Below are 21,225 nucleotides of genomic sequence, written 5' to 3'. Positions count from 1 at the left end.
GGCTATCGATCTTCATCAGCAACAAAGCCGCTCGAAAGCGGCTTTGTTGATCTGTCGCACAACTGGGCTGATCAGTGTTTCTCTTCGGCCAGCTTGTGTTCCAGGTAGTGAATGTTGACGCCGCCTTCGCAGAAGCCTTCATCGCGGGTCAATTCACGGTGTAGCGGGATGTTGGTCTTGATGCCGTCGACCACGATTTCATCCAGCGCATTGCGCATGCGCGCCATGGCTTCGTCGCGGGTTGCGCCCCAGGTGATCAGTTTGCCGATCAACGAGTCGTAGTTCGACGGAACCTTGTAGCCGCTGTACAGATGCGAGTCGACGCGAACACCGTTGCCGCCCGGGGCATGGAAGTGCTTGACCAGGCCTGGGCTCGGAATGAAGGTTTTCGGGTCTTCGGCGTTGATCCGGCACTCCAGCGCATGGCCGTGAATCTTCACATCGTCCTGGGTGTAGGACAGCTTGTTGCCAGCGGCAATGCTGAGCATCTCCTTGACGATGTCGATCCCGGTAACCATTTCCGAAACCGGGTGCTCTACCTGCACGCGCGTGTTCATCTCGATGAAGTAGAAGCGGCCGTTTTCGTACAGGAACTCGAACGTGCCAGCGCCACGGTAGCCGATGTCGATACACGCCTTGACGCAGCTGGCGAATACGGCCTGACGCGCTTCTTCGTCGATGAACGGCGCCGGTGCTTCTTCCAGCACCTTCTGGTGACGGCGCTGCAGGGAGCAATCACGGTCGCCCAGGTGGATCGCCTGACCCTGACCGTCGGAAATGACCTGCACTTCCACATGACGTGGATTGGTCAGGTATTTTTCCAGATACACCATCGGGTTGCTGAACCAGGCAGCCGCTTCGGCGCGGGTTTGCTTGGCCGCTTCGATCAGGTCTTCTTCCTTGTGAACCACGCGCATGCCGCGACCACCGCCGCCGCCAGCGGCCTTGATGATCACCGGATAGCCGACTTCACGGCCAATGCGCAACGCCGTTTCTTCGTCTTCCGGCAGCGGGCCGTCGGAACCTGGAACGGTGGGTACGCTGGCGCGCTTCATGGCGTCCTTGGCCGAAACCTTGTCGCCCATCAGGCGGATGGTTTCAGCCTTGGGGCCGATGAAGGCGAATCCGGATTTCTCTACCTGTTCGGCAAAGTCCGCGTTTTCTGCGAGGAAGCCGTAGCCCGGGTGAATCGCCGTGGCTCCGGTCAGCTCGGCGGCCGAAATGATGGCCGGAATGTTCAGGTACGACAGATTGGCTGGCGCCGGACCGATGCAGACGGTTTCGTCCGCCAGGCCCAGGTGCATCAGCTCACGGTCTGCCGTGGAATGGACCGCGACGGTCTTGATGCCCAGTTCTTTACAGGCACGCAAGATGCGCAAGGCGATTTCGCCGCGGTTGGCGATCAGGACTTTTTCCAACATCGCAGGCTCTCCCCGGTTCAAACGATGGTGAACAGCGGCTGGTCATACTCAACCGGCTGACCGTTTTCTACCAGGATGGATTCGATAACGCCGCTGACTTCAGCTTCGATGTGGTTCATCATTTTCATCGCTTCAACGATGCAAATGGTGTCGCCTTTCTTGACGGTTTTGCCGACTTCGACAAACGCTGGCGAACCCGGTGCCGGCGTGCGGTAGAACGTACCGACCATTGGCGACTTGATAACGGTACCGTTGAGCTTCGGTGCCGATGGCGCTTCAGCTACAGCAGGAGCGGCGGCGGCAGGGGCGGCGACTGGTGCTGCGACCGGGGCCGGTGCGTAGTAGGGCTGTGCAGGGGTCTTGCTGTGACGGCTGATCCGTACGGACTCTTCGCCTTCACGGATTTCCAGTTCGTCGATGCCGGACTCTTCCAGCAATTCGATCAGTTTCTTGACTTTACGGATATCCATTAATCATCAACTCCCAAAGGACGGTCAGGGGTATTCGGTAGCCGGTTCAGGCTGTGTGGCTCAGTGCGAAACTGTGCCGTTCACGCCTTCGAACGGTTGGCCAGTTGTTCCAGGGCGGCCTCCAGGGCCAGTCGGTATCCGCTGGCGCCAAGGCCGCAGATCACGCCTACAGCGACATCTGAAAAGTAGGAGTGATGGCGGAAAGGTTCTCGCTTGTGCACGTTCGACAGGTGCACTTCGATGAATGGGATGCTCACTCCCAGCAGCGCGTCACGTATTGCGACACTTGTGTGAGTAAAAGCAGCCGGATTGATCAGGATGAAATCCACGCCTTCATCGCGCGCGGCATGGATGCGGTCGATCAACTCATACTCGGCATTGCTCTGCATGTGCATCAGGTGGTGACCGGCTTCGCGTGCGCGCTGCTCCAGATCCTGGTTGATATCGGCCAACATGATCGAGCCATAGATCCCCGGTTCACGGGTACCCAGCAGGTTCAGGTTAGGTCCGTGAAGAACCAGAAAAGTCGCCATCGTGTGTTCCTTGTCTGTGCCTTTTCGACGCTCGCTAACAGGTGCGAGCCGCTAATGCGCAGCGACTATGCCGGAAACCGCAATGGACTGTCCAGTTACCGACAATACTCAGCACGATGTCCGATGTTCGCGCAAAGTTTGTGACTAACCGGCTAAATTTGGTCATGTGCTCTAGAAAGCCGCTCGGAGAGCGATTCGACGTCGATTTCGCCGACAACGCGCACATTTGCCAGCTCATTGCCGTCTTTTCCGAAGAACAGCAGCGCGGGAGGGCCGAAGAGCTTGTACGTGTCCAGCAGCGCACGTTGCTGGCTGTCGCTGTCGGTCATGTCGAAACGGATCAGACGAAAGCCTTTGAGCTGGCTGACGATTTTCGGATCAGGCAGCACTTGGTGCTCGATCACCTTGCAGCTAATGCACCAGTCCGCGTACCAGTCCACTAGAACGGGTTGTTCACTGTTTTTCGAGTCAGCGAGGATCTGCTTCAGCTCCTCAACCCGCGTCACTGTTTGCCAGTGCTGCGCTGATGTGTCGCGGACAATCTGGTTGCTCGGTGTCGAGCCCAGCGGGCGCATCGGATCGGTCTGGCCGCTGAATGCGCCGTACCAGCAGCAAAGCGCGTATACCAGCAAAAACAGGCCCGCCAGTTGAGCAAAACGGCCACGCGTGGTCTTTTCGTTGAACTCCAGCGCGCCAAGAAACAGCGCAACACCGGCCGCCAGCAGACCGATCAGTAACAAGGTGGCCTGTCCTGGAATGACCCGGCTGAGAAGGCCGACCGCTAGCGCCAGCAGTAATACGCCGATGGCGCTCTTGACCGTAACCAGCCAAGGGCCGCTTTTTGGCAGCCAGGCCGCCCCGCCCGTGGCGACCAGTACCAGTGGCGCGCCCATCCCCAGCCCCAGTGCGAACAGTTTCAGTGCGCCACCCAATGTGTCGCCGCTGGCACTGATATAAAGCAGCGCGCCGGCCAGCGGAGCCGATACGCATGGCGATACCAGCAGGCTCGACACTACCCCCAGCACCGCAGCGCCCCACAGCGAGCCGCCCTGAGCATTACCCGCGATGCGGTCCAGGCGATCATTGATCACGCGCGGCAGGCGCAGCTCGAATGCCCCGAACATGGCGATGGCGAATACCACGAAGAACAGCGAAAAAGGCACCAATACCCACGCCGATTGCAGCCTTGCCTGCAAATTGAGGCTGGCGCCGAACAGGCCCATCAGTGCGCCAAGCGTGGCAAAGCAGATCGCCATCGGCAGTACGTAGGCCAGCGAAAGTGCAAAGCCGCGTAGCCCGCCAATCTGCCCGCGCAGCACCACGCCGGAAAGGATGGGCAGCATGGGCAGCACGCAAGGAGTGAAGGTCAGGCCGATGCCAGCGAGGAAAAACAGCGCCAATTGCTTCCAGCTCAAAGGGGCTGTGTTTTCTGTTGTTGGGGGGGCGAGGCTGGTGGCTGGAGCGCCGCTGGCTTCGATGCTCAAGCGCTCGGTTTCGGGTGGGTAGCATAGCCCCTTGTCGGCGCAGCCCTGATAAGTCACGACCAGAGTGAAGGGGCGATTATCGTTGGCTTTCCGAGGCAGGCTGACGTCAACAATGCCGTGGTACACCTCGACATCGCCGAAATACTCGTCGTGTTTCTTTTCGCCATCGGGCAATTGCGCGGCGCCCAAACCGATGTCGGCAGGTTCGGTGCGAAACTGAAAGCGATGGCGATAGAGGTAATAGCCCTCGGTGGCGACGAACTGCAGCTTGATCGATTGGGTGGAGGTGTCGATCAGGTTCAGTTGAAAGGCCTGACGCACCGGCAGGAAGTCTTTGCTGTTGTCGATGGTCGCGCCGTCCAGCGCTGGGCTACCCAGTGCGGAGCTTGGCCGGCTGTCCAGCAGACTCGCGCTGAAAGCGGGCAGGGCAAGGGTCAGCAATATCAGACAAAGCAGGCGGCGCATGGCGGTCTCGCAGTACAAAAGTGCGCGCATGATAACGCAGGGTTTGGAGGGATGCAGGCGTGCTGAGCGTCGCAACATCAATCATTAATAGGCGCGCAATCCAGTGCGTGGCCTCTGATAGTCGTTGCCATGCTGCGTGTGACGGTGCCGCCCTGGACGCTCTGCGACCACCTGCTGGCTGACGCGGAGCATCGGGGAATGCATGCCCACGCGCGGCGCGAGCGATCGGCAACGATCATTCTGTTGCCGTTTGAGTGGCCGCTTGAGCGGTCTCGCGGACGCCACCGTCGGCATGGCGTGCTGCTACAGCAGTGAGATCAAGCCGTACCGATTCGGACTAAACCACATCCACCGGCACCTGCCTGTTCACCGCCACGATGTCTTCATGAAGCGTTTGCACTTGATTACGGCCGGCCTTTTTCGCCCGGTACAGGGCGTCGTCCGCTTGCGAGGCCATCATCAAGGCGTCATCGCCGCCGCCCAGTTCAACCACGCCGGCGCTGAAGGTGCAGAACAGGTCCCTTGGCTGGGCGGGGTAGTGGATTTCCGCGAACCGACGGCGGATCTCGTCGAGTACGCTATAGGCGGATTCGAGGTCGGTGTCGGGCATGACCACCGCGAATTCCTCGCCCCCATAGCGACCGATGTAATCGGTCTTGCGCAGACGCTGCTTAAGGAACAGGGCCAGGCTCTTGATCACACGGTCACCCATGGGATGGCCGTGTCCGTCGTTGACCGTCTTGAAGTGGTCGATGTCGAGCATCGCGAAGCTCAGCGGTTTGTTTTCCCGACGGGCGCGGAAACTGCAATCCTCCAGCAGTTGCAAAATGTGGGTGTGGTTGTACAAGCCTGTAAGGCTGTCGCGCACCATTCGCGCCTTAAGGCTACGTGCGCGCGCAGCGCGGTTGCGCACGGTGGTGATCAGGTGCCGCGGCTTGATCGGCTTGGTGAGGAAGTCATCGCCGCCTTCACTCATCGCATCGAGCTGTTTGTCCAGGTCGTCCTCGGCTGACAGATAAATGATCGGCACACTGACATAACGGTCGTTGTGGCGAATCACTTTGGCCAGTTCGGTGCCGGTACAGCCGGGCATGTACATATCGAGGATGATCAAATCCGGCTGAAAGTCCGCCAGCTCGGGCATGGTCTGGATCGGGTCCAACAGCGTGCGGGTCACGATGCCCGCGTTGTTGAGCAGGCGCTCGGTGTGCGTGGCCTGGGCGCGCGAATCGTCAATGATCAGCACTTTATAGGGGTCATATTGCGCGACCCGGGTCAGGATTTCGATTTTCTCGAGCAGACTCGACGCTTCCAGCGTGCCGGTCAGAAACTCCTCGCCCCCGGCCCGCACTGCCGCCAAGCGGGTAGGCGTATCGGTTTCGTGATGGCTGAAAAACAGCAGTGGCAGTTTCTGCTCAAGGCCCTTCTGCATCCTGGCAGCCAGTTTCAAGCCCTCGCCAGCGCCACCAAAGTCCACATCCATGACCACTGCGGCAGGCAGACGCTCGTCCAGGGTGGCGTGAAAGGCTCGAGTGCTGTCCAGCGACAGCGCGCTCAGGCCGAAAAACTCCAGTTGTTTGGCCAGCCGTTCACCGCGTTCGTGATCTTGCAGCATCACGTAGATGGGTTTGCGCAGCGGCGGCAGCGACGTGTGCTCCAGCCGGTCGCTGTGGCGCAGGCCAGTGCGCGAAAGACGCTGCATCAAACGGTTCAGGTCGGTGATCAACGAGCTGCTCAGGCGGCCCCGGTTGGCTTGAACCTCATGCAGGGACTGACCGATACCTCGTGCCAATTGGGCATGCTCGGCCTGTTCGAAGCGCTCGGCGAAACGCAGCAGACGCCGGTTTGATTCGCTGAGTTCGTCAAGGTCCACCGCCGACCATTCGCTTTGTTGCAGGCGCTGCCATACCTCAAGGATCTGACGTGCCTGATGGATGACGCGTTGAGCGAAATGGTGTTTGAGGCGGTCTGGGCTCGGATCTTCTGCTTCGGTCATGTCCTGGCTACTTTATAGGGGATAACCCGAGTCGTATGGTGTCTCTATGCTATCACTAGTTGCGTCATGCGAGAGCGCCGTAAGTCATTTTTTTGTCATTGATGCCGTCAAGTTTCTAACTTTTCCCCGCCATATCCCGCGAGAAACGTCGCAAGTGGATCCCGATTCTGCGGATTCAGCATTCCTGTCGCCATTTCAATAACCCGGCACCTCTTTTAAAAAGAGATGCGCTCGCCTGTCCAACAGGGCGCCTCGCAGGTAAGCGACCGCTTGATCGACTCGTGATAGCCCTAGGTTGGCCAGTGTGCGGGCAAGCAGCTTGACGTCTTGGTAGGTGATACAACGTGGCCCCCATGATTCGGGTGACTTTGTTCTGATCAGCTGGGTAGCAGGGGGAGGAAGGAACACCTGGCCACAGGCGTTTGGATGCCTCCGCGCCCAGGCTTCTGATCGCTGAAGCGGGCATGAAATCTTCGCGCCTGCGAACACTGTCGAACGCGGGCGCGAAGTACCGCTAGCGACGCTGGCGGTGTCAGTCGATCAGGCCCGAATCGCGCCGGATTATCCCGGCGCAAACGGCGCGCCTCAATCCAACAGGAGCGCTGTTGCTTCATATTTGATGTAACTGAGTGATGCGAAATTAGCCGATGCTCGCGCCAATCACTTTGGCCGCAGCGGGCAATGGGGCGCGCACTCCGGTGGCTGGGCTCACTTCTGTTCCAGGTAGTCCGTCAGAAATGCCTGCGCGTTGCCTTGCGAAGACAAATTCTCGCTGTACACCACGGCCCGCTCCTGGTTATCCCCCGGCAGGTACAGCTCACCCCAGCTGTTTTGCAGGATCAGCACGACGAATTTTTTGCCGTCCACTTCAGTGGAGTAGCGAGTGTCTCTGGCATTTTGTTCGACGTTCATTTTCTGAATATGCATGTTCCAGTCATGATCGATCCCCTCAACTTGTACCAGCGCCTGATGTGCCGAGCGCTCGCCGATGCGCAAGGTCCAGACTTTGATGCCTTGTTCGCTTTGATAGGCCATGACCTTGTCGGCCACTGCCGGTCTTGCTTCATCAGCCATGGCGTACCCCGACATCATGACCGCACTGAACATCAGGGCCCACAAGCCTTTAAATGCACCCACTGGATATCTCCTTCACAGACTTCACGAACGGCCGTTTTAGACACTTCCCGAGTGTGTTGCAATCGCGTGGCCGATGCTCACAACAGACGTGTCCAGGTTCATAAGCGAAGCGATCAACGGTATTCGCATCTATACTGCGCGACCAACATAAAATTGGCGCCATGAAGCAAGTGGCAGTGAACTGGAATATGGACAGCTGGACGCCTTACCGCGATACCGAACTGCACTTCGATACCCCGCAGGCCCTGGGTGCATCGAACATTCTGGATGCGAAAGAAATCGCAGGCAGTGCTACCGGCCATTATCTGGCCAGGCGTGTACGGCCAGACATGCAGTATTTCGAATGCAATCTGCATTTCACCGAGCCGCTGCGTATCCATAAAGTATTGCCCGAAAGCCTGTGTGTCGTGCATGTGGTCAACGGCCAGTGGAGCCACAGCGTAGACGGCGGCGCGCCCAACCTTTACAACCCTCGGGCACCAGCCATTCTTGGCTTGAGTCAGCCGATGGAAACCATCGATATCCTGCCAGCGCAAAGCCACGTGCGCCTGTGTGGGCTGCGGGTTTCGAGCGACTTCATTCATGAGTTGATGGAGCACGGAGACAGTACGTTGCGACCGCTTCTGGCGCTGCAGAAGGATGGCGCCCAGTTTATTGAATTGCCTAACTGTAAAGCCGTCAGTTGCTTGTTCGAGCGGCTTTACCACTCGCCTTACCACGGGGCGTTGAAGCGGCTGCATGAAGAGAGTCTGACACTTGGCGTATTCGTGGAGCTCGCCGTTTACATGGGCGCCTCTGTATCCCAAAGGCCTTGCTCACCTCGCGCGCACCGCGATCTTGCTCATGAAGCTCGCCGCCTGCTGGAAGAAGATCTCGGGCGCCCCCCTTGCGCACACGAGTTGGCAAGAACGTTAGGCGTGGGCGAAACGACGTTGCGGCGCATTTTTAAAAATGAGTTTGGTCGCTCCATGCTGCATTACTTGCGTGATCGCCGCCTGGAGGTGGGCCGTCAGCTGTTGCGCCAGCGCAAATGGCAGGTGGCACAAGTGGCCTATCGCATGGGCTACTCCAGTCCGTCGAATTTCACCCACGCGTACAAAGCGCGTTTTGGCTACCCGCCCTGTATCGAGTAATGCCTGATTCGCCCGGTCTGCGGTCCCAATGCTTGTGATGGGTGACGATCATTTGTGATCAGCGGCCACTGGCTGGAGCCGGCGGACTTTGCGCGCGGGCGCGTCTTTATAATCTTCCTGATCATCTGGCCATTGCCAAGCCGGTGCTGCGGCAATTGCGCAGACGTCCGCTCGATGGCGTTCATGTCGTAAGGGAGATTGTCCGTGAACCACAAATACACGTTGGCCGCTGTCTGGATTGCACTCAGCCTTGTACTGGGTGCCTGCGGTAACGAAGAAGAAACTGCCAAGCGCGATGCCGCCCAGAAACAAATCGCCTCTGATCAGGCCGAAGTGCAGAAGTACAACGCTTATGTCCAGGCTGCCAATAACCGCTTTGATATTGGTGCGGCTCTTCAGGAGCATCTGGACTACGTCCCTAAGGCGCTCGCCTCAGGCGAGAAGCTAACGGCTTACTCGGTATCCAGCGATGCGAGCATCATCAGTTTGCAGCAGGATCTGAAGGCGGCATTGGCGTTTGCCCACCCCATGCCTGAACTCGATGAGCCTGCCAAGGCACTGACCGATAAGCTCGAAAAACTCAAGCCCATCAACCATGACCTGGCCGTTTACTCGGAATCACAGGGGTTCTACGCCGACAACGGTGATAAGGCTCGAGCGCTTGAACCCGCCTACGAAGCTGCGATGACTGAAGCGGCTGATGCGCAAGGCAAGTTTTATGACGGCATCGCGGCTCGCGACGAAATAAACACCCAGAAAGCCTTCGAGCACGCGACAAAAGACAGCGTCGATTACTACCGTGCCGGTATTGTTCTGTATTCCAAACAAACGATGCGCTTGAGCCGTGACTTCTTTGAAACCGCTGGCGCAGAGCAGGCGACTCTGGCGTTCGAGAAAAGCGTCAATCAAAGCGCGCAGATGATTGCTGCCTGGGACAAGAAAATTCGCGAAGCCCATGCTGACGGTTGCCCATCGATGATGATGGCGCTGAACGACTTCGTTGGCCGTGCCCGCCGTGCAATCGAGGATGCACGCAAAGGCGAATTCCAGCCGGCTGGCTTGACGGGAAGGGTGTTTGTCACCAGTCCGATAGAGCGTCGCGCCAAGGATGTACAGCAAGGGTTTACCAACTTGATCGAAACACTCAATCGCCACCAGTGCGATTGATCCAGTTCCAGGTGAGGTGTCGCACAGGCCTGGGCCGCAAAGGTCGAGGCGTCGACGTGAGGGAGTGGGCGCCGCCAACAGGCGTGCCGCCCACCTGCCCGTCGATTTGCACGTATTTCATCGTCTGGCCCGCTCCCCTTGAATCAAGGCCAGACTTAACTACGCTCTGGAGTGAGAGAACTTTAATCGTCGCATATCTAGGCAGTAATGCTACAGGGATCCGTGAATCTGCAACGACCCAGGGAGGGTTGGCTGATGACGATCAAAAAGATTGCCGTGCTAACGAGTTCTTACGAACATTCATGTTTGCCAACAAAGGAGTGGGATCCAGCGGCAAACGTTGCACGCTTCGTTCCCGAGGCTGACGTTAGCTATCACGACATTCACAAAGCCACTGCGATTCAACAGGTGACCAGGATCGCGGGCGGCGGATTCGACCTGATAATCAACTTATGTGATGGCAGCCTCGACGGTGACACTGCCGGTATTGAGGTGGTGCAAACCCTGGAGCGCTGCAACGCCGTATTTACCGGCGCCTCCAGCGTCTTTTATGACCCCAGCCGAGTGGCCATGAAGATGGCTGCATCGTCAGCGGGCGTCAGTGTCCCTGGCTATGTGAATGCAAAGTGCCTCGCGGATGTTGCCCAGGCTGCTGCCTCGCTTTCCTTTCCACTTATCGTCAAACATCCCAACAGCTACAACAGCATCGGTCTGACGCCCGACTCCAGGGTCACCACTGCTGAGGCGTTGCAACGTGAAGCGCTGAAAATGATTCAAGCCTATGGCGGCGCGCTCATCGAAGAGTTCATCGAAGGTCGTGAGTTCACGGTATTGGTCGCAGAGCGGCGCAATGATCTGGAGCTTGCATGGACGCTACCATCGTTGGAAGTGCTGTTTCCCACGGGCGAAACGTTCAAGCATTTCGATCTCAAATGGAAAGACTACCTGTCACTCGGACACAGCGCCGTGCACGACTGCGCGCTCGATCTGCAACTACAAGACGCGGCGTCGCGAACTTTTTTTGCGTTGAATGGGACAGGCTACGCGCGCTGCGATTTTCGCCTGTCGGCAAGCGGCGAGGTTTTTCTACTGGAAATCAACCCCAACTGTGATGTGTTCTACCCCGAAGGGGCCTATGGCTGCGCCGATGAAATTCTGGCGATGACGTCGGATGGGCACCTCATGTTCCTTGAGCATCTGACCGCGCTCGCGCAAAGACGACGCGAGGCTGGGCAAACCTGCTGGGAAACGCGCTTTGATCGTGAGAAGGGATTTGGCATGTTTGCCGTCGCGCCCATCAGGGCGGGAAGTCTGATCAAGCGGTATGAGCAATGCACTCAAGCGATAGTCTCTCGACAACACGTAAATCAGCATTGGCCGTCTTTGGCGCGCAGTTGGTTCGGTCAATATGCATGGCCAATAAACGAGGAGGTTTACGCTATCTGGAGCAGCAATCCGGAAGAGTGGTGCCCGATCAACCACGCCTGTGACCCAACTGTATGGCTGGACGGATTGAATGTGGTAGCCCGTCGTGACATTGATCCGGGCGAGCAACTGACGCTCGATTATGCGACTTTTAATGGCTTGGCCATGGCCGCGTTCGAGTGCCATTGCGGCGCTTCGACCTGCAGGGGGGTGGTGTCAGGGAGCGATTACCTGTTGCCGGAACTGCAAGAGCGCTACGGGGAACATTTTTCCGCGTTCCTTAGACACGAACTCAGGGGCACGCAACTGCCTTATAAACTGATGGAAACGCCCTATGGTCTGGGCTTGGCCAGCGGTAGGGCGTGGAGAGAGGGCGATACGCTGTGCAAAGTCGGTTGGGCAAAACAGGGCCCGCATGCCACGCGCTGGACCATTCACTTCGCGCAGGGCTTGCATGGCGAGCCATATCCGCTGGAGCTGCGCTACATCAACCATTCCTGCAAGCCAAATGTCTTTTTCGATATTGAGCACCATGCGCTGCGTGCACTGCGCGCTATCGAGCCAGACGAGCCCTTGAGTTTTTTCTACCCGAGTACCGAGTGGTCCATGGTTGAAGCCTTTCACTGCGCTTGCGGTCAGGACAACTGCTGCGGGCGCATCGCAGGCGCTCAATACCTATCGGACGTTGAGCTTGCGCGATACCGGCTCTCGCCCTTGATTGAACACCGCAAACTGCATCGTTTTTCGTAACGCACACGGCGTGCGGAAGGTCGGCGCGTCCACGCCCGCATCCTGCGACGAGTCTCTCAATGCAGGATGAGCATGGCCGCCATCGGATTCGAGCGACGGGCTCTGGTCGTCATTCCGACGTTTGTTACGCCAGATAGGCACGCAAATCTTCGCTGCGCAGCTGTGCGTTGATCTGCTGCAGCGTGCTCAGGGGTAGGGTTGCCAGCGCTGTGTTGGAGTCTTCTGGCAGCAGTTGCGCGGCCTGAGCCATGATCTTTTCGCGAAATTTGTCACGCTGGGCGGGGTTCAGGTAGTCAGCCTTGGTTCCAGCCTCTTTCACCCGCACCAGCAGGTCATCCGGAAGTGAGGTGCCCTTTACTTCGCATCCCAGAAACAGCGTTGCCAGGTCCGCCAGACTGCGCACTTCCAACTCTTTAAGTCTGCCTCCCTCGGCACTGCCGCAGAGCGGGTGATCCTTATCCTGGTAGGAGTACTGTTTGGAAGCGTTACCCATGGTGGCGCTAATCGAATGAGACGAAAGATTTCTGACTTTCTCGAAGCCCAAAACCATGGGCACCACGGTTCCCTGGTTGAGCAGGCTTAGATAGGGCGCTTTGCCGTTCTCCAGCGCGTTGCGCAGTTCGCCGACCGACTGCTTGTAAAAACTCTGCAGCTCTTTGCCGCGCAGGGTACGGTCGGGGCTGCCTTCGAAGGTTAACGTCATTGTTTCGGGCAGTTTCACAGCCTTGACGCTTTCTTCAAACGGCTTGTCCAGCAGTGGTTTGGCACGGCCCATAACAATGATGGAGTTGTGAAGGAAGGCTTGCAGCCAAGCAGCCCCTTCGCTCTGGATATCGGCCGGGTTTTTGATGCCCAGCGTCACGGGCTTGTACGACAGTGAAAGCGCCAGATCTTTGTCCAATGAACACTCGATGATCTGCGTCAGACGGTGCTGTTGGGCCCGTGAGCTCGCATTGGAGGCGTTAATGCCCACGCCTCGTGAGTAGCCTCGCGCTTTTGTGCGCAGGTTTTCCCGAGTCGTTGTATCGCTGGCGCTCTCAGGTGTTCGGTCTGAGAAGAACACCCGACCATTCAACGATTGCGCGCCACCTTTGGCGTCATTGACGCCGCCCTTCAACGCCCCTGAGGCAAGTATTTCCAGGCCCCATGGCGAACCGTGCAAGGCTTCGGGCTTCATGTAGCCGGCCGGGGCGGTGGGATTCAGGGATTGCAGCAAAGCCGAGCGCAAGCCTGAGCGTGTGCGCTCGTCGATACCGCGCATGGTATCGAGCGCGTCCATGGGGGAGCGACGCTCGTGGTCCAACGCATTCGCGCGTTGGCCCTCTTTACGCGCTTGCAGCACGCGCTCGCTATCGTGGCTGGCAACCGCAGCGTGAATGGGATCATGGGCCTGCGGTGTCGTCTGCGGGGGAACAAAGGGGCTCGTACCTGGCCTGATGGGGGTCATAACGTGGCAACTCCTATAAATGCATGGAGCTGAGTGGCGGGACTGCCTGATCGGTTCCACGCCTTTGGGCTTGGCGCAATGCAGGCCTAACGCCCTGGCAGCCCGCGTCTGATTTTTCCCCACCAGCCCGTTTCCTGTTTGCGTGTATGAATCAGGCAGGGCGTGTCTTTGAAACCTATCCACAGCTCGTGCTGCCAATGCATCACGCTCAGGGTGCTGTGTTGCGATTGGAGCAGCGCGGGGATGGGCGCGTTATTAAAGGCAGGAACATGGCGGTCGCGCAGGGCGGGCAACACCTGATCGGTCAGCCATTTGCGGATCGGGTCGTGGGTGGTGTTCCCATCCCGCTTTTGCCCGAAGGGCGTCGTTGGCAGTCGAGAGAAGAAGGTCTGAGCAGAGAGCAGCACCATCGAGAATTAATGCGAGCGTTACAAGAACACGGTGCAGCGGCCAGGGCGAAATCAGAAGCTGCCAATCTCATCGTTGACATTTATCGACTTGGCATCAGTGAGTGAAGACGATCCCTGGGCTGGCAGTGGATTGAAAATCCTCAAAAGGCAGTACTCCCCATCAGCTTTGATTTTGACGTAATAATTTAAACCGGCCACCACCTGGGTTTTGTAGTCGATCACCTCGTCAGTGCCAAGCTTGATGGCCAATGTACTTTCTATCTGGGTTTTCAGTGAGTCGACAAGACTCCTGACGTTATTGTCTTCCTGTTTTTCGTGACTAAGTCCGCCCGGCATCATGATTATCTTCTCCATGCATTTGGTTAAATCATCCGTGGGTCCAGCGGTGCGCCCGCAGTCAACATCGACTGATTGCCAAACGCTGCAAGCTTAAAAAGCACAGTCAGACATTATGAAGCGCCGATGGCATGCCGATGAGTGGATCAGGCCAGTGATCGATTTTTACAACCCTGTCTCGCCTGCGCTTTCCAGATGTGCATGTTCATTACGCATCTGGCGACTCGTCGGTCATGTAGCAGAAACATCCTTCGCATTCCTGCTAAACGCACCTTGCTGTAAGGTTGCGGTCAGAAGCACTGAATTCCGTGATTGAAAGGACAAGGCCATGCTGGATTGGAAGAAGCGTTCGAGCACTGCGGGCGCGGATGAGCGTGTAGGGGAGAGGCCCGCAGGCAAGGCGCCTCGCGGATATTGGCGCGGCCTGCTGTTCAGTCGTGCTCTGGCTGCAGTGGTCGGCATCTATCTGGTTGTCACCGTGGTGCTTGGCATCTGGTGGAGCAATGAGCCCCCTCTGTTTCCGGTCCAGCAACAGGCGCAGGCCGCGGCCGAGCGCGAAGGCAAGCAGATAGTGATCGGCTACACCACCGTCGAAACCCTAAAGACCGTAGCCTCGACCCTGCTCGATAAGCCCGGCGGTTATATCTCTAACGACCGTTTTCCCCCTGGTTTGTGGCTGGACAACATGCCGAGCTGGGAATACGGCGTGCTGGTTCAGGTGCGTGATCTGAGCCGTGCACTGCGCAAGGATTTTGCTCGCTCGCAATCCCAATCGGCCGAAGACGGCGACCTGGCCCGTGCCGAGCCGCTCTTCAACTTCGACAACAAGAGTTGGGTGCTGCCTTCCAGTGAATCGCAGTACCGCGAGGGCATCGCTGCGCTGAGCCGTTACGAAGCGCGCTTGTCGGATCCGAACCAGAAGGGCGCGTTGTTCTACACCCGCGCCGACAACCTGAACAACTGGCTGGGTGACGTGGGCACCCGACTGGGCTCGCTGTCCCAGCGCCTGTCGGCCAGCGTCGGCCGGGTCAAGCTTAACAGCACGTTGAAAACCGAAGCGCAGTCCACCGTGACCGTCAAGCCGGGCGAAGTGCCGCAGGTTGATGAAGAAATCGTTGAAACCCCGTGGATGCAGATTGACAACGTGTTCTACGAAGCACGCGGTCAAGCCTGGGCGCTGTCCCATCTGCTGCGCGCCATCGAAGTCGACTTCGCTGATGTGCTGGCCAAGAAAAACGCCACAGTGAGCGTGCGTCAGATTATCCGCGAGCTTGAGGCGTCCCAGGAGCCGATGTGGAGCCCGGTGATTCTCAATGGCAGCCCGTTCGGGATCTTTGCCAACCACTCTCTGGTCATGGCCAACTACCTGTCGCGCGCCAACGCAGCGGTCATCGATCTGCGTCAGTTGTTGTCTCAGGGCTGACCGGTGTCCGTGTCCGAACATGAAGCCGCGCACCGCGCGGCTTCCGACGCCGAGCTCATCGCCTGGGTGGACCGTCAGGATCAGCCGCTGGGCGCCCTGCCCAGGGCCGAACTTCGCGAGCGTGGGCTGATCGGGCGCGGCACTTACATTTTGCTGTTCAATACCGCAGGTGAGCTTTGCGTGCACCGCCGGACGCTGAGCAAGGCGATCTACCCCGGTTTCTGGGATGTCGCGGCGGGCGGTATGGTCCAGGCCGACGAGAGCTACAGCGAATCAGCCGCACGCGAGCTTGCCGAGGAGTTGGGCGTGGCGGGTGTCGAACTCACGGCCCATGAGCGTTTTTTCTTCGATCAGCCCGGTAACCGGTTGTGGTGTGCGGTGTTTTCCGCGGTCTGGGACGGGCCGCTGAAGCTGCAGCCTGAAGAGGTGCTGGAAGCGCATTTTCTCGGCATCGAAAAGGTCCTGCTCGATGCCGCCGAGAAGCCCTATTGCCCGGACTCTTTGGCCGCCTTGAAGCGCTATTTGGGCGATGTCGCAAATGTTCCGTAAATTGGCGCGTATTGGCACTTAGCATTCGCTCTTTTTGCCGTTACACTGCGCGACTTTTCAAAGCCGGACCGTCTTTACGGTCCGGTTTGCGCTGCCCCTGCCTGAGTGGGGCTTCGCGGTCGGCACCCGTCGACCAGACTTTGGTCCTCAAGAGAGGATTGCCGGTGGCCAAAAAAGCCGCATCCTTCGCTGCCCTCGGTGGCTTGGTGTTTTCGACCGACGCTGGACGGCATTGTCCCGATTGCCGTCAGCCCGTCGATGCCTGTATCTGCAACAAATCGGTTATCCCCGAAGGCGATGGCATTGCCCGTGTGCGCCGCGAAAGCAAAGGCCGCGGCGGAAAGACAGTAACGACCATCAGCGGCGTGCCTCTGCCTGAAGATGCACTCAAGGCGCTGGCGACTACGCTCAAGCGACGTTGCGGCACCGGCGGTGCGCTCAAGGATGGCGTGATCGAGATTCAGGGCGATCATGTCCAAACGCTGCTGGCGGAACTGGTCAAGCAGGGTTTCAAGGCGAAAAAGTCCGGCGGCTGATTCGTGCGTCAAGCCAGCATTGGCTTCCCCTCGGTCAGGCAGCTGATTATCGAAGCAAACTCTGCTCCGTCTCATGGGTCTACTGCCCATGCGGGCTGGCGCCAAACCGTCACTTCCACTCTCTACACTGCGCCCAGCCGGTCAGGCTGGGGCTTTATGACTTCTATATAGGGGACTTCAATGTCCGTACGACGCACACGCAAAGACGATGGCAGCCAATGGACCGTGGCGGACAGCCGCAGTGTCTATGGGATTCGCCATTGGGGGGCCGGTTATTTCGCAATCAATGAAGCCGGCCGCGTCGAAGTTCGCCCCAATGGGCCTGGCAGCTCGCCCATTGACCTATACGAGCAGGTAGATGAACTGCGCAAGAGCGGCTTGTCCCTGCCGTTGCTGGTGCGTTTCCCCGATATCCTGCAAAACCGCGTGCGTCAGTTGACCGGTGCGTTCGACGAGAACATCGCGCGTCTGGAATACCAGAGCAAATACACCGCGCTTTACCCGATCAAGGTCAACCAGCAGGAAGCGGTGGTGGAAAACATCATCGCTACGCAGAACGTGTCCATCGGTCTGGAAGCTGGCTCCAAGCCCGAGCTGATGGCCGTGCTGGCACTGGCCCCGAAAGGCGGCACCATCGTCTGCAACGGTTACAAGGACCGCGAATTCATTCGTCTGGCCCTGATGGGGCAGAAGCTAGGGCATAACGTCTTCATCGTCATCGAGAAAGAATCCGAAGTCGAACTGGTGATCCAGGAGGCTGCCGAGCTCAAGGTTGCGCCGCAAGTAGGTCTGCGCGTGCGCCTGTCGTCGCTGGCGTCGAGCAAATGGGCCGACACCGGTGGTGAAAAGTCCAAATTCGGCCTCTCCGCCGCGCAGCTGTTGTCGGTGGTCGAGCGCTTCACCAAAGCGGGTCTGGATCAGGGCATCCGCCTGCTGCATTTCCACATGGGCTCGCAAATCGCCAACTTGGCCGACTACCAGCACGGTTTCAAGGAAGCGATCCGCTATTACGGTGAACTGCGCAATCTTGGCCTGCCGGTGGACCACATCGACGTCGGTGGTGGTCTGGGCGTCGACTACGACGGTACCCATTCCCGCAATGCCAGTTCCATCAACTACGACATGGACGATTACGCCGGTGTCGTGGTCGGCATGCTCAAGGAGTTCTGCGACGCGCAAGGTCTGCCGCATCCGCATATCTTTTCGGAAAGCGGCCGCTCGCTGACCGCGCACCACGCGATGCTGGTGATTCAGGTCACCGACGTCGAGCGTCATAATGACGAAGTGCCGGTTATCGAGGACAAGGAAAGCCTGCCGGAAACCCTGCAGTGGCTGATCGACCTGCTCGGCCCGACCGACATCGAGATGGTCACCGAGACCTATTGGCGTGCGACCCATTACATGAGTGACATCGCCACTCAGTATTCGGATGGCAAGATCACCCTCGCGCAAAAGGCCCTGGGTGAGCAGTGCTACTTTGCGGTCTGCCGTCGCCTGCACAACTCGCTCAAGGCGCGCCAGCGTTCCCACCGCCAGGTGCTGGACGAACTCAACGACAAGCTGGCCGACAAGTACATCTGCAACTTCTCGGTGTTCCAGAGCTTGCCGGACACCTGGGCGATCGATCAGGTGCTGCCGATCATCCCGCTGCATCGTCTGGACGAAGAACCGCTGCGTCGTGCCGTGTTGCAAGACCTGACCTGTGACTCCGACGGCAAGATCAACCAGTACGTCGACGAGCAGAGCATCGAAACCAGCCTGCCGGTCCACGCGCTTAACGACGGCGAGGATTATCTGCTCGGCGTGTTCCTGGTCGGTGCGTATCAGGAGATCCTGGGTGACATGCACAACCTGTTCGGTGATACCGACTCGGTGAACATCTACCAGAATCAGGACGGCAGCGCCTATTCGGCCGGCATCGAAACCCACGACACCATCGAAGACATGCTGCGCTACGTGCACCTGTCGCCGGAGGAACTGATGACCCATTACCGCGACAAGGTCGCCAGCGCTCGCATCAGCCCGCGGGAACGCACCCAGTACCTGGATGCGCTACGCCTGGGCCTGACGCGCTCGTCTTACCTGTCATCGTGACCAGCGCCTACCTTTAGCCGCGCTGCTTGCTGGCGGTGACGATTTTTAAATCGCCACCGCCGGTGAGCCGGGCCGCCACAGCAGGTGAAGATCCAGTGAATGCCTGGGGTGACGTTCTGCACAGGCGCGAATATCTCGGCTCCTACAGATTTTTGACAGGCTTCAATCCACTGCTGTAGGCCCTTTCCTGTTCTGCGTTTACCCCCTCTACTTCACGCATCTTCTGTTACAGAATCCCCGGCCGCCTGACACTGCCGCCGAGGACTTCCCCCGCCATGCACCCGTTCGACAACGCGCTGCACCTGCGTCTGGACATCAACCGCCCCAAACGCTCATTCGAAGTGCTGACCTGCAAGGGAAGCGAAGCCGCCGATCGCCCCTACACCTTCCAGCTCGAAATCCTCAGCCCGGCCGGAGCCCTGGATGCTCATGAGTTGTTGTTCAGCGCCTGTTATCTGTATGTAAGGGGCTCCAATTCCGGTATTAACGGGCATATCCAGAGCATCGTGCGCAGTACCACCGAGCCCGTCACCAGCAATCTGTCGCAGAGTACACCGCTGCGTTACCAGGTAACTCTCGGCCCCCGGCTCGGGTTGATGGGCTATCGCCACAACCAGCGCATCTTTCAGGGGATGAGCGCCGAGCGCATCATCACCCAGGTACTGAGCGAGCACGGCATTGACGACAGCGCGTTCTCCTGGCACCGCAGGCAGCCCTGCGCGCGGCGGGAGTACTGCGCGCAATACTGCGAGAGCGATCTGCAACTGGTGGAGCGTTTGTGCAAGGAGGAGGGCATGCACTATTACTTCCTGCATACGCGAACCCGCCACATCGTGGTTTTTACCGATGAGCTGCCAACCGATGTCGTTGTCGAGCAACCCGAGGAAGACGCGCCCTTGTCCAGACTCAAGGCGTCGATACAGCCCCTGGCCCCCAGAATGAGCATGCAGCGTGCGTGTGTCGTGGGCGGCCTGTTCGAGCCAGCCAAACAGGACGCACGAGGCCGGATCAAGGTGCGTTTCGAATGGAGCAATCAGGGCGATGGTGCGCGTTTCAACGACTGCTGGATTCCCGTCGACCCGGAGCTCCAAGAGCGGGAGCAGGCCTGGTGGGGGGGAATGGAAGTGGTGGTGGATTTTCGTGATGGTGACCCTGGCATGCCGTACATCAGCGATCGGCTGTGGGACCCGGACATCAATCCGCGCGCGCAACCTGACCCCTCGGCCCTTTCCCGCCGCATCATCACCACGCGCATCGACAAGGCGCTGTTTCTGGACGAATCGCAGCAGTTCTCGATCGATGACCAAATGATCGTGCGCATGGCCGGGCACGACGAGATGCATTTCCGGGTCGGGACCAGTCAGGTGACCATCGACTCGAAAAGCATTTCGCTCAGCGGCTTGAGAATCATGCTGACGTCCATCGCCGAGGCTGAAAACAAGAGCGTTTGAAGAAACAACCTGAATTCGAGGGATGGCCCGCAGTCCTAAGCCTGGACGACCCTGCGACAGCAAGGTTACCCACCAAGCACTATCAACTGCCCTGACGAGCGACCATGATCAGAATTGCCCTTCGAATAATGATTGCCGGTGGGCTGCTGGGCCTGTTGATGGGTTGCTCGCCGTTGAAGGTACTCGATGCCTTCACGCCGGGTGGGACATTCACCAGAACGGCGGATCTGAACTATGGCAGCGACCCACGCAACCTCCTGGATGTGTACACCCCGGTCGACGCACCAGCGGATGCGCCGGTGGTGGTGTTTTTTTATGGCGGCAGCTGGAACACGGGTTCGCGTACCGATTACAGCTTTGTCGGCGAAGCGCTGGCGTCCCGTGGCATCGTCGCTGTGCTGGCCGATTACAGGCTTTATCCACAGGTGCACTATCAAGGTTTTCTCCAGGACAGTGCGCGGGCGGTAGGCTGGACCCGCGAACACATTCACAAATACGGCGGTGATCCAAACCGGTTGTATGTGATGGGGCACAGCGCCGGTGGCTATAACGCCGCAATGCTGGCGCTGGACTCGAATTGGCTGGCCGCAGTGGGCATGACGCCCTCGATGCTCAGCGGCTGGATCGGGCTGGCCGGGCCTTACGATTTTCTGCCGGTCGAAAACCCGGAAGTGAAACCGGTGTTCTTCTTTCCGGATTCCCCGTCTGATTCCCAGCCCATCAACCACGTCAGCGCGGCATCGCCGCCAGCGCTCTTGATCGCTGCCAAGGACGACAATGTGGTCAATCCCCAGCGCAATACGGGTGGCATGGCCAAGCGCCTGCGCGAGCATGGGGTTTCAGTGCGTGAGCTGTACTACGCCAGACCTGGACACGCAACATTGGTCGCAGCGTTCTCGCGACCCATGCGCGGGTTGGCGCCTGTGCTGGATGAAGTGGTGAACTTCGTTCATGCGCAGGAGCAGGGACGCGTAATTGCGGAGGGCCAATGAACCGCT

At 58.6% G+C, this 21,225-nt stretch carries 18 protein-coding genes; 9 read left to right on the top strand and 9 right to left on the bottom strand.

From position 1 onward, the window contains the following. Nucleotides 1-71 precede the first annotated feature (71 nt). From accC to B3I26_RS15135, 6 genes are all read right to left on the bottom strand, one after another. Nucleotides 72-1,421 carry an acetyl-CoA carboxylase biotin carboxylase subunit gene (gene accC, locus B3I26_RS15160; RefSeq protein WP_296258706.1) on the bottom strand — a complete coding sequence of 450 codons (1,350 nt, stop codon included), beginning with the start codon at nucleotides 1,419-1,421 and terminating at the stop codon, nucleotides 72-74. Nucleotides 1,422-1,438: 17 nt separating this feature from the next. After that, nucleotides 1,439-1,891: an acetyl-CoA carboxylase biotin carboxyl carrier protein gene (accB, locus tag B3I26_RS15155; protein ID WP_296258705.1), complete on the bottom strand. Its 453-nt coding sequence runs from the start codon at nucleotides 1,889-1,891 to the stop codon at nucleotides 1,439-1,441. A gap of 80 nt (nucleotides 1,892-1,971) precedes the next feature. Continuing rightward, on the bottom strand, nucleotides 1,972-2,424 hold the full coding sequence (gene aroQ / locus B3I26_RS15150; protein WP_296258704.1) for a type II 3-dehydroquinate dehydratase: 453 nt from the start codon (nucleotides 2,422-2,424) through the stop codon (nucleotides 1,972-1,974). 152 nt (nucleotides 2,425-2,576) lie between these two features. After that, a complete protein-coding gene (locus B3I26_RS15145; protein ID WP_296258702.1) occupies nucleotides 2,577-4,373 on the bottom strand; it encodes a protein-disulfide reductase DsbD in 1,797 nt (598 codons plus the stop codon). A 337-nt stretch (nucleotides 4,374-4,710) separates the two neighbouring features. Further along, nucleotides 4,711-6,369: a response regulator gene (locus tag B3I26_RS15140; protein WP_296258700.1), complete on the bottom strand. Its 1,659-nt coding sequence runs from the start codon at nucleotides 6,367-6,369 to the stop codon at nucleotides 4,711-4,713. Nucleotides 6,370-7,077: 708 nt separating this feature from the next. Then, the gene (locus B3I26_RS15135) at nucleotides 7,078-7,476 is read right to left on the bottom strand and encodes a hypothetical protein (protein WP_296258778.1); all 399 of its coding nucleotides are present in this window, start codon (nucleotides 7,474-7,476) and stop codon (nucleotides 7,078-7,080) included. Between the two features lie 218 nt (nucleotides 7,477-7,694). Between B3I26_RS15135 and B3I26_RS15130 the strand changes: the two genes are divergently transcribed. The 3 genes from B3I26_RS15130 to B3I26_RS15120 all read left to right on the top strand — a co-directional run bounded on the left by B3I26_RS15130 (nucleotide 7,695) and on the right by B3I26_RS15120 (nucleotide 11,981). Next, entirely contained in the window at nucleotides 7,695-8,639 is a 945-nt protein-coding gene (locus B3I26_RS15130) for a helix-turn-helix transcriptional regulator (protein WP_296258777.1), read from the top strand. A 204-nt stretch (nucleotides 8,640-8,843) separates the two neighbouring features. After that, nucleotides 8,844-9,806, top strand: coding sequence for a DUF3829 domain-containing protein (locus B3I26_RS15125; protein ID WP_296258697.1), 963 nt, complete (start codon nucleotides 8,844-8,846; stop codon nucleotides 9,804-9,806). A 255-nt stretch (nucleotides 9,807-10,061) separates the two neighbouring features. Next, the gene (locus B3I26_RS15120; RefSeq protein WP_296258696.1) at nucleotides 10,062-11,981 is read left to right on the top strand and encodes an SET domain-containing protein-lysine N-methyltransferase; all 1,920 of its coding nucleotides are present in this window, start codon (nucleotides 10,062-10,064) and stop codon (nucleotides 11,979-11,981) included. Nucleotides 11,982-12,105: 124 nt separating this feature from the next. Here the strand turns inward: B3I26_RS15120 and B3I26_RS15115 are convergent, their stop codons facing one another. The 3 genes from B3I26_RS15115 to B3I26_RS15105 form a co-directional block, all read right to left on the bottom strand. Then, nucleotides 12,106-13,428: an ankyrin repeat domain-containing protein gene (locus tag B3I26_RS15115; RefSeq protein ID WP_296258695.1), complete on the bottom strand. Its 1,323-nt coding sequence runs from the start codon at nucleotides 13,426-13,428 to the stop codon at nucleotides 12,106-12,108. 86 nt (nucleotides 13,429-13,514) lie between these two features. Continuing rightward, the gene (locus tag B3I26_RS15110) at nucleotides 13,515-13,838 is read right to left on the bottom strand and encodes a hypothetical protein (protein ID WP_296258693.1); all 324 of its coding nucleotides are present in this window, start codon (nucleotides 13,836-13,838) and stop codon (nucleotides 13,515-13,517) included. A 51-nt stretch (nucleotides 13,839-13,889) separates the two neighbouring features. Beyond that, the gene (locus B3I26_RS15105; protein WP_296258691.1) at nucleotides 13,890-14,177 is read right to left on the bottom strand and encodes a cystatin domain-containing protein; all 288 of its coding nucleotides are present in this window, start codon (nucleotides 14,175-14,177) and stop codon (nucleotides 13,890-13,892) included. A 325-nt stretch (nucleotides 14,178-14,502) separates the two neighbouring features. On the opposite strand from B3I26_RS15105, the gene B3I26_RS15100 reads away from it, so the two are divergent. From B3I26_RS15100 to B3I26_RS15075, 6 genes are all read left to right on the top strand, one after another. After that, nucleotides 14,503-15,597, top strand: a complete 1,095-nt coding sequence (locus tag B3I26_RS15100) for a DUF2333 family protein (RefSeq protein ID WP_296258690.1) — start codon at nucleotides 14,503-14,505, stop codon at nucleotides 15,595-15,597. Nucleotides 15,598-15,600: 3 nt separating this feature from the next. Further along, the gene (locus B3I26_RS15095; RefSeq protein ID WP_296258688.1) at nucleotides 15,601-16,146 is read left to right on the top strand and encodes an NUDIX hydrolase; all 546 of its coding nucleotides are present in this window, start codon (nucleotides 15,601-15,603) and stop codon (nucleotides 16,144-16,146) included. A 164-nt stretch (nucleotides 16,147-16,310) separates the two neighbouring features. Further along, complete coding sequence (locus tag B3I26_RS15090) at nucleotides 16,311-16,682, top strand: translation initiation factor Sui1 (protein WP_296258686.1); 372 nt, start codon at nucleotides 16,311-16,313, stop codon at nucleotides 16,680-16,682. Nucleotides 16,683-16,862: 180 nt separating this feature from the next. After that, a complete protein-coding gene (gene speA / locus B3I26_RS15085; protein ID WP_296258684.1) occupies nucleotides 16,863-18,776 on the top strand; it encodes an arginine decarboxylase in 1,914 nt (637 codons plus the stop codon). A gap of 275 nt (nucleotides 18,777-19,051) precedes the next feature. Continuing rightward, on the top strand, nucleotides 19,052-20,227 hold the full coding sequence (locus B3I26_RS15080) for a contractile injection system protein, VgrG/Pvc8 family (RefSeq protein ID WP_296258683.1): 1,176 nt from the start codon (nucleotides 19,052-19,054) through the stop codon (nucleotides 20,225-20,227). A 104-nt stretch (nucleotides 20,228-20,331) separates the two neighbouring features. Continuing rightward, nucleotides 20,332-21,219: an alpha/beta hydrolase gene (locus B3I26_RS15075; RefSeq protein ID WP_296258682.1), complete on the top strand. Its 888-nt coding sequence runs from the start codon at nucleotides 20,332-20,334 to the stop codon at nucleotides 21,217-21,219. Nucleotides 21,220-21,225 lie beyond the last annotated feature (6 nt).

This window comes from Pseudomonas sp. UBA5706, assembly GCF_002419965.1.
In the GTDB taxonomy this organism is placed as follows: Bacteria; Pseudomonadota; Gammaproteobacteria; order Pseudomonadales; family Pseudomonadaceae; genus Aquipseudomonas.
Note: the sequence above shows the minus strand (reverse complement) of the source record. Positions and strands in the feature narration are given on the sequence as shown.

Coding starts and splice junctions, on each gene's coding strand:
- B3I26_RS15130 (WP_296258777.1), top strand. CDS start 7,695: ATGGACAGCTGGACGCCTTACCGCGATACCGAACTGCACTTCGATACC.
- speA (WP_296258684.1), top strand. CDS start 16,863: ATGTCCGTACGACGCACACGCAAAGACGATGGCAGCCAATGGACCGTG.
- B3I26_RS15120 (WP_296258696.1), top strand. CDS start 10,062: ATGACGATCAAAAAGATTGCCGTGCTAACGAGTTCTTACGAACATTCA.
- B3I26_RS15115 (WP_296258695.1), bottom strand. CDS start 13,428: ATGACCCCCATCAGGCCAGGTACGAGCCCCTTTGTTCCCCCGCAGACG.
- accC (WP_296258706.1), bottom strand. CDS start 1,421: ATGTTGGAAAAAGTCCTGATCGCCAACCGCGGCGAAATCGCCTTGCGC.
- B3I26_RS15140 (WP_296258700.1), bottom strand. CDS start 6,369: ATGACCGAAGCAGAAGATCCGAGCCCAGACCGCCTCAAACACCATTTC.
- B3I26_RS15105 (WP_296258691.1), bottom strand. CDS start 14,177: ATGATGCCGGGCGGACTTAGTCACGAAAAACAGGAAGACAATAACGTC.
- B3I26_RS15135 (WP_296258778.1), bottom strand. CDS start 7,476: ATGTTCAGTGCGGTCATGATGTCGGGGTACGCCATGGCTGATGAAGCA.
- B3I26_RS15110 (WP_296258693.1), bottom strand. CDS start 13,838: ATGGTGCTGCTCTCTGCTCAGACCTTCTTCTCTCGACTGCCAACGACG.
- B3I26_RS15145 (WP_296258702.1), bottom strand. CDS start 4,373: ATGCGCCGCCTGCTTTGTCTGATATTGCTGACCCTTGCCCTGCCCGCT.
- accB (WP_296258705.1), bottom strand. CDS start 1,891: ATGGATATCCGTAAAGTCAAGAAACTGATCGAATTGCTGGAAGAGTCC.
- aroQ (WP_296258704.1), bottom strand. CDS start 2,424: ATGGCGACTTTTCTGGTTCTTCACGGACCTAACCTGAACCTGCTGGGT.
- B3I26_RS15075 (WP_296258682.1), top strand. CDS start 20,332: ATGATCAGAATTGCCCTTCGAATAATGATTGCCGGTGGGCTGCTGGGC.
- B3I26_RS15080 (WP_296258683.1), top strand. CDS start 19,052: ATGCACCCGTTCGACAACGCGCTGCACCTGCGTCTGGACATCAACCGC.
- B3I26_RS15100 (WP_296258690.1), top strand. CDS start 14,503: ATGCTGGATTGGAAGAAGCGTTCGAGCACTGCGGGCGCGGATGAGCGT.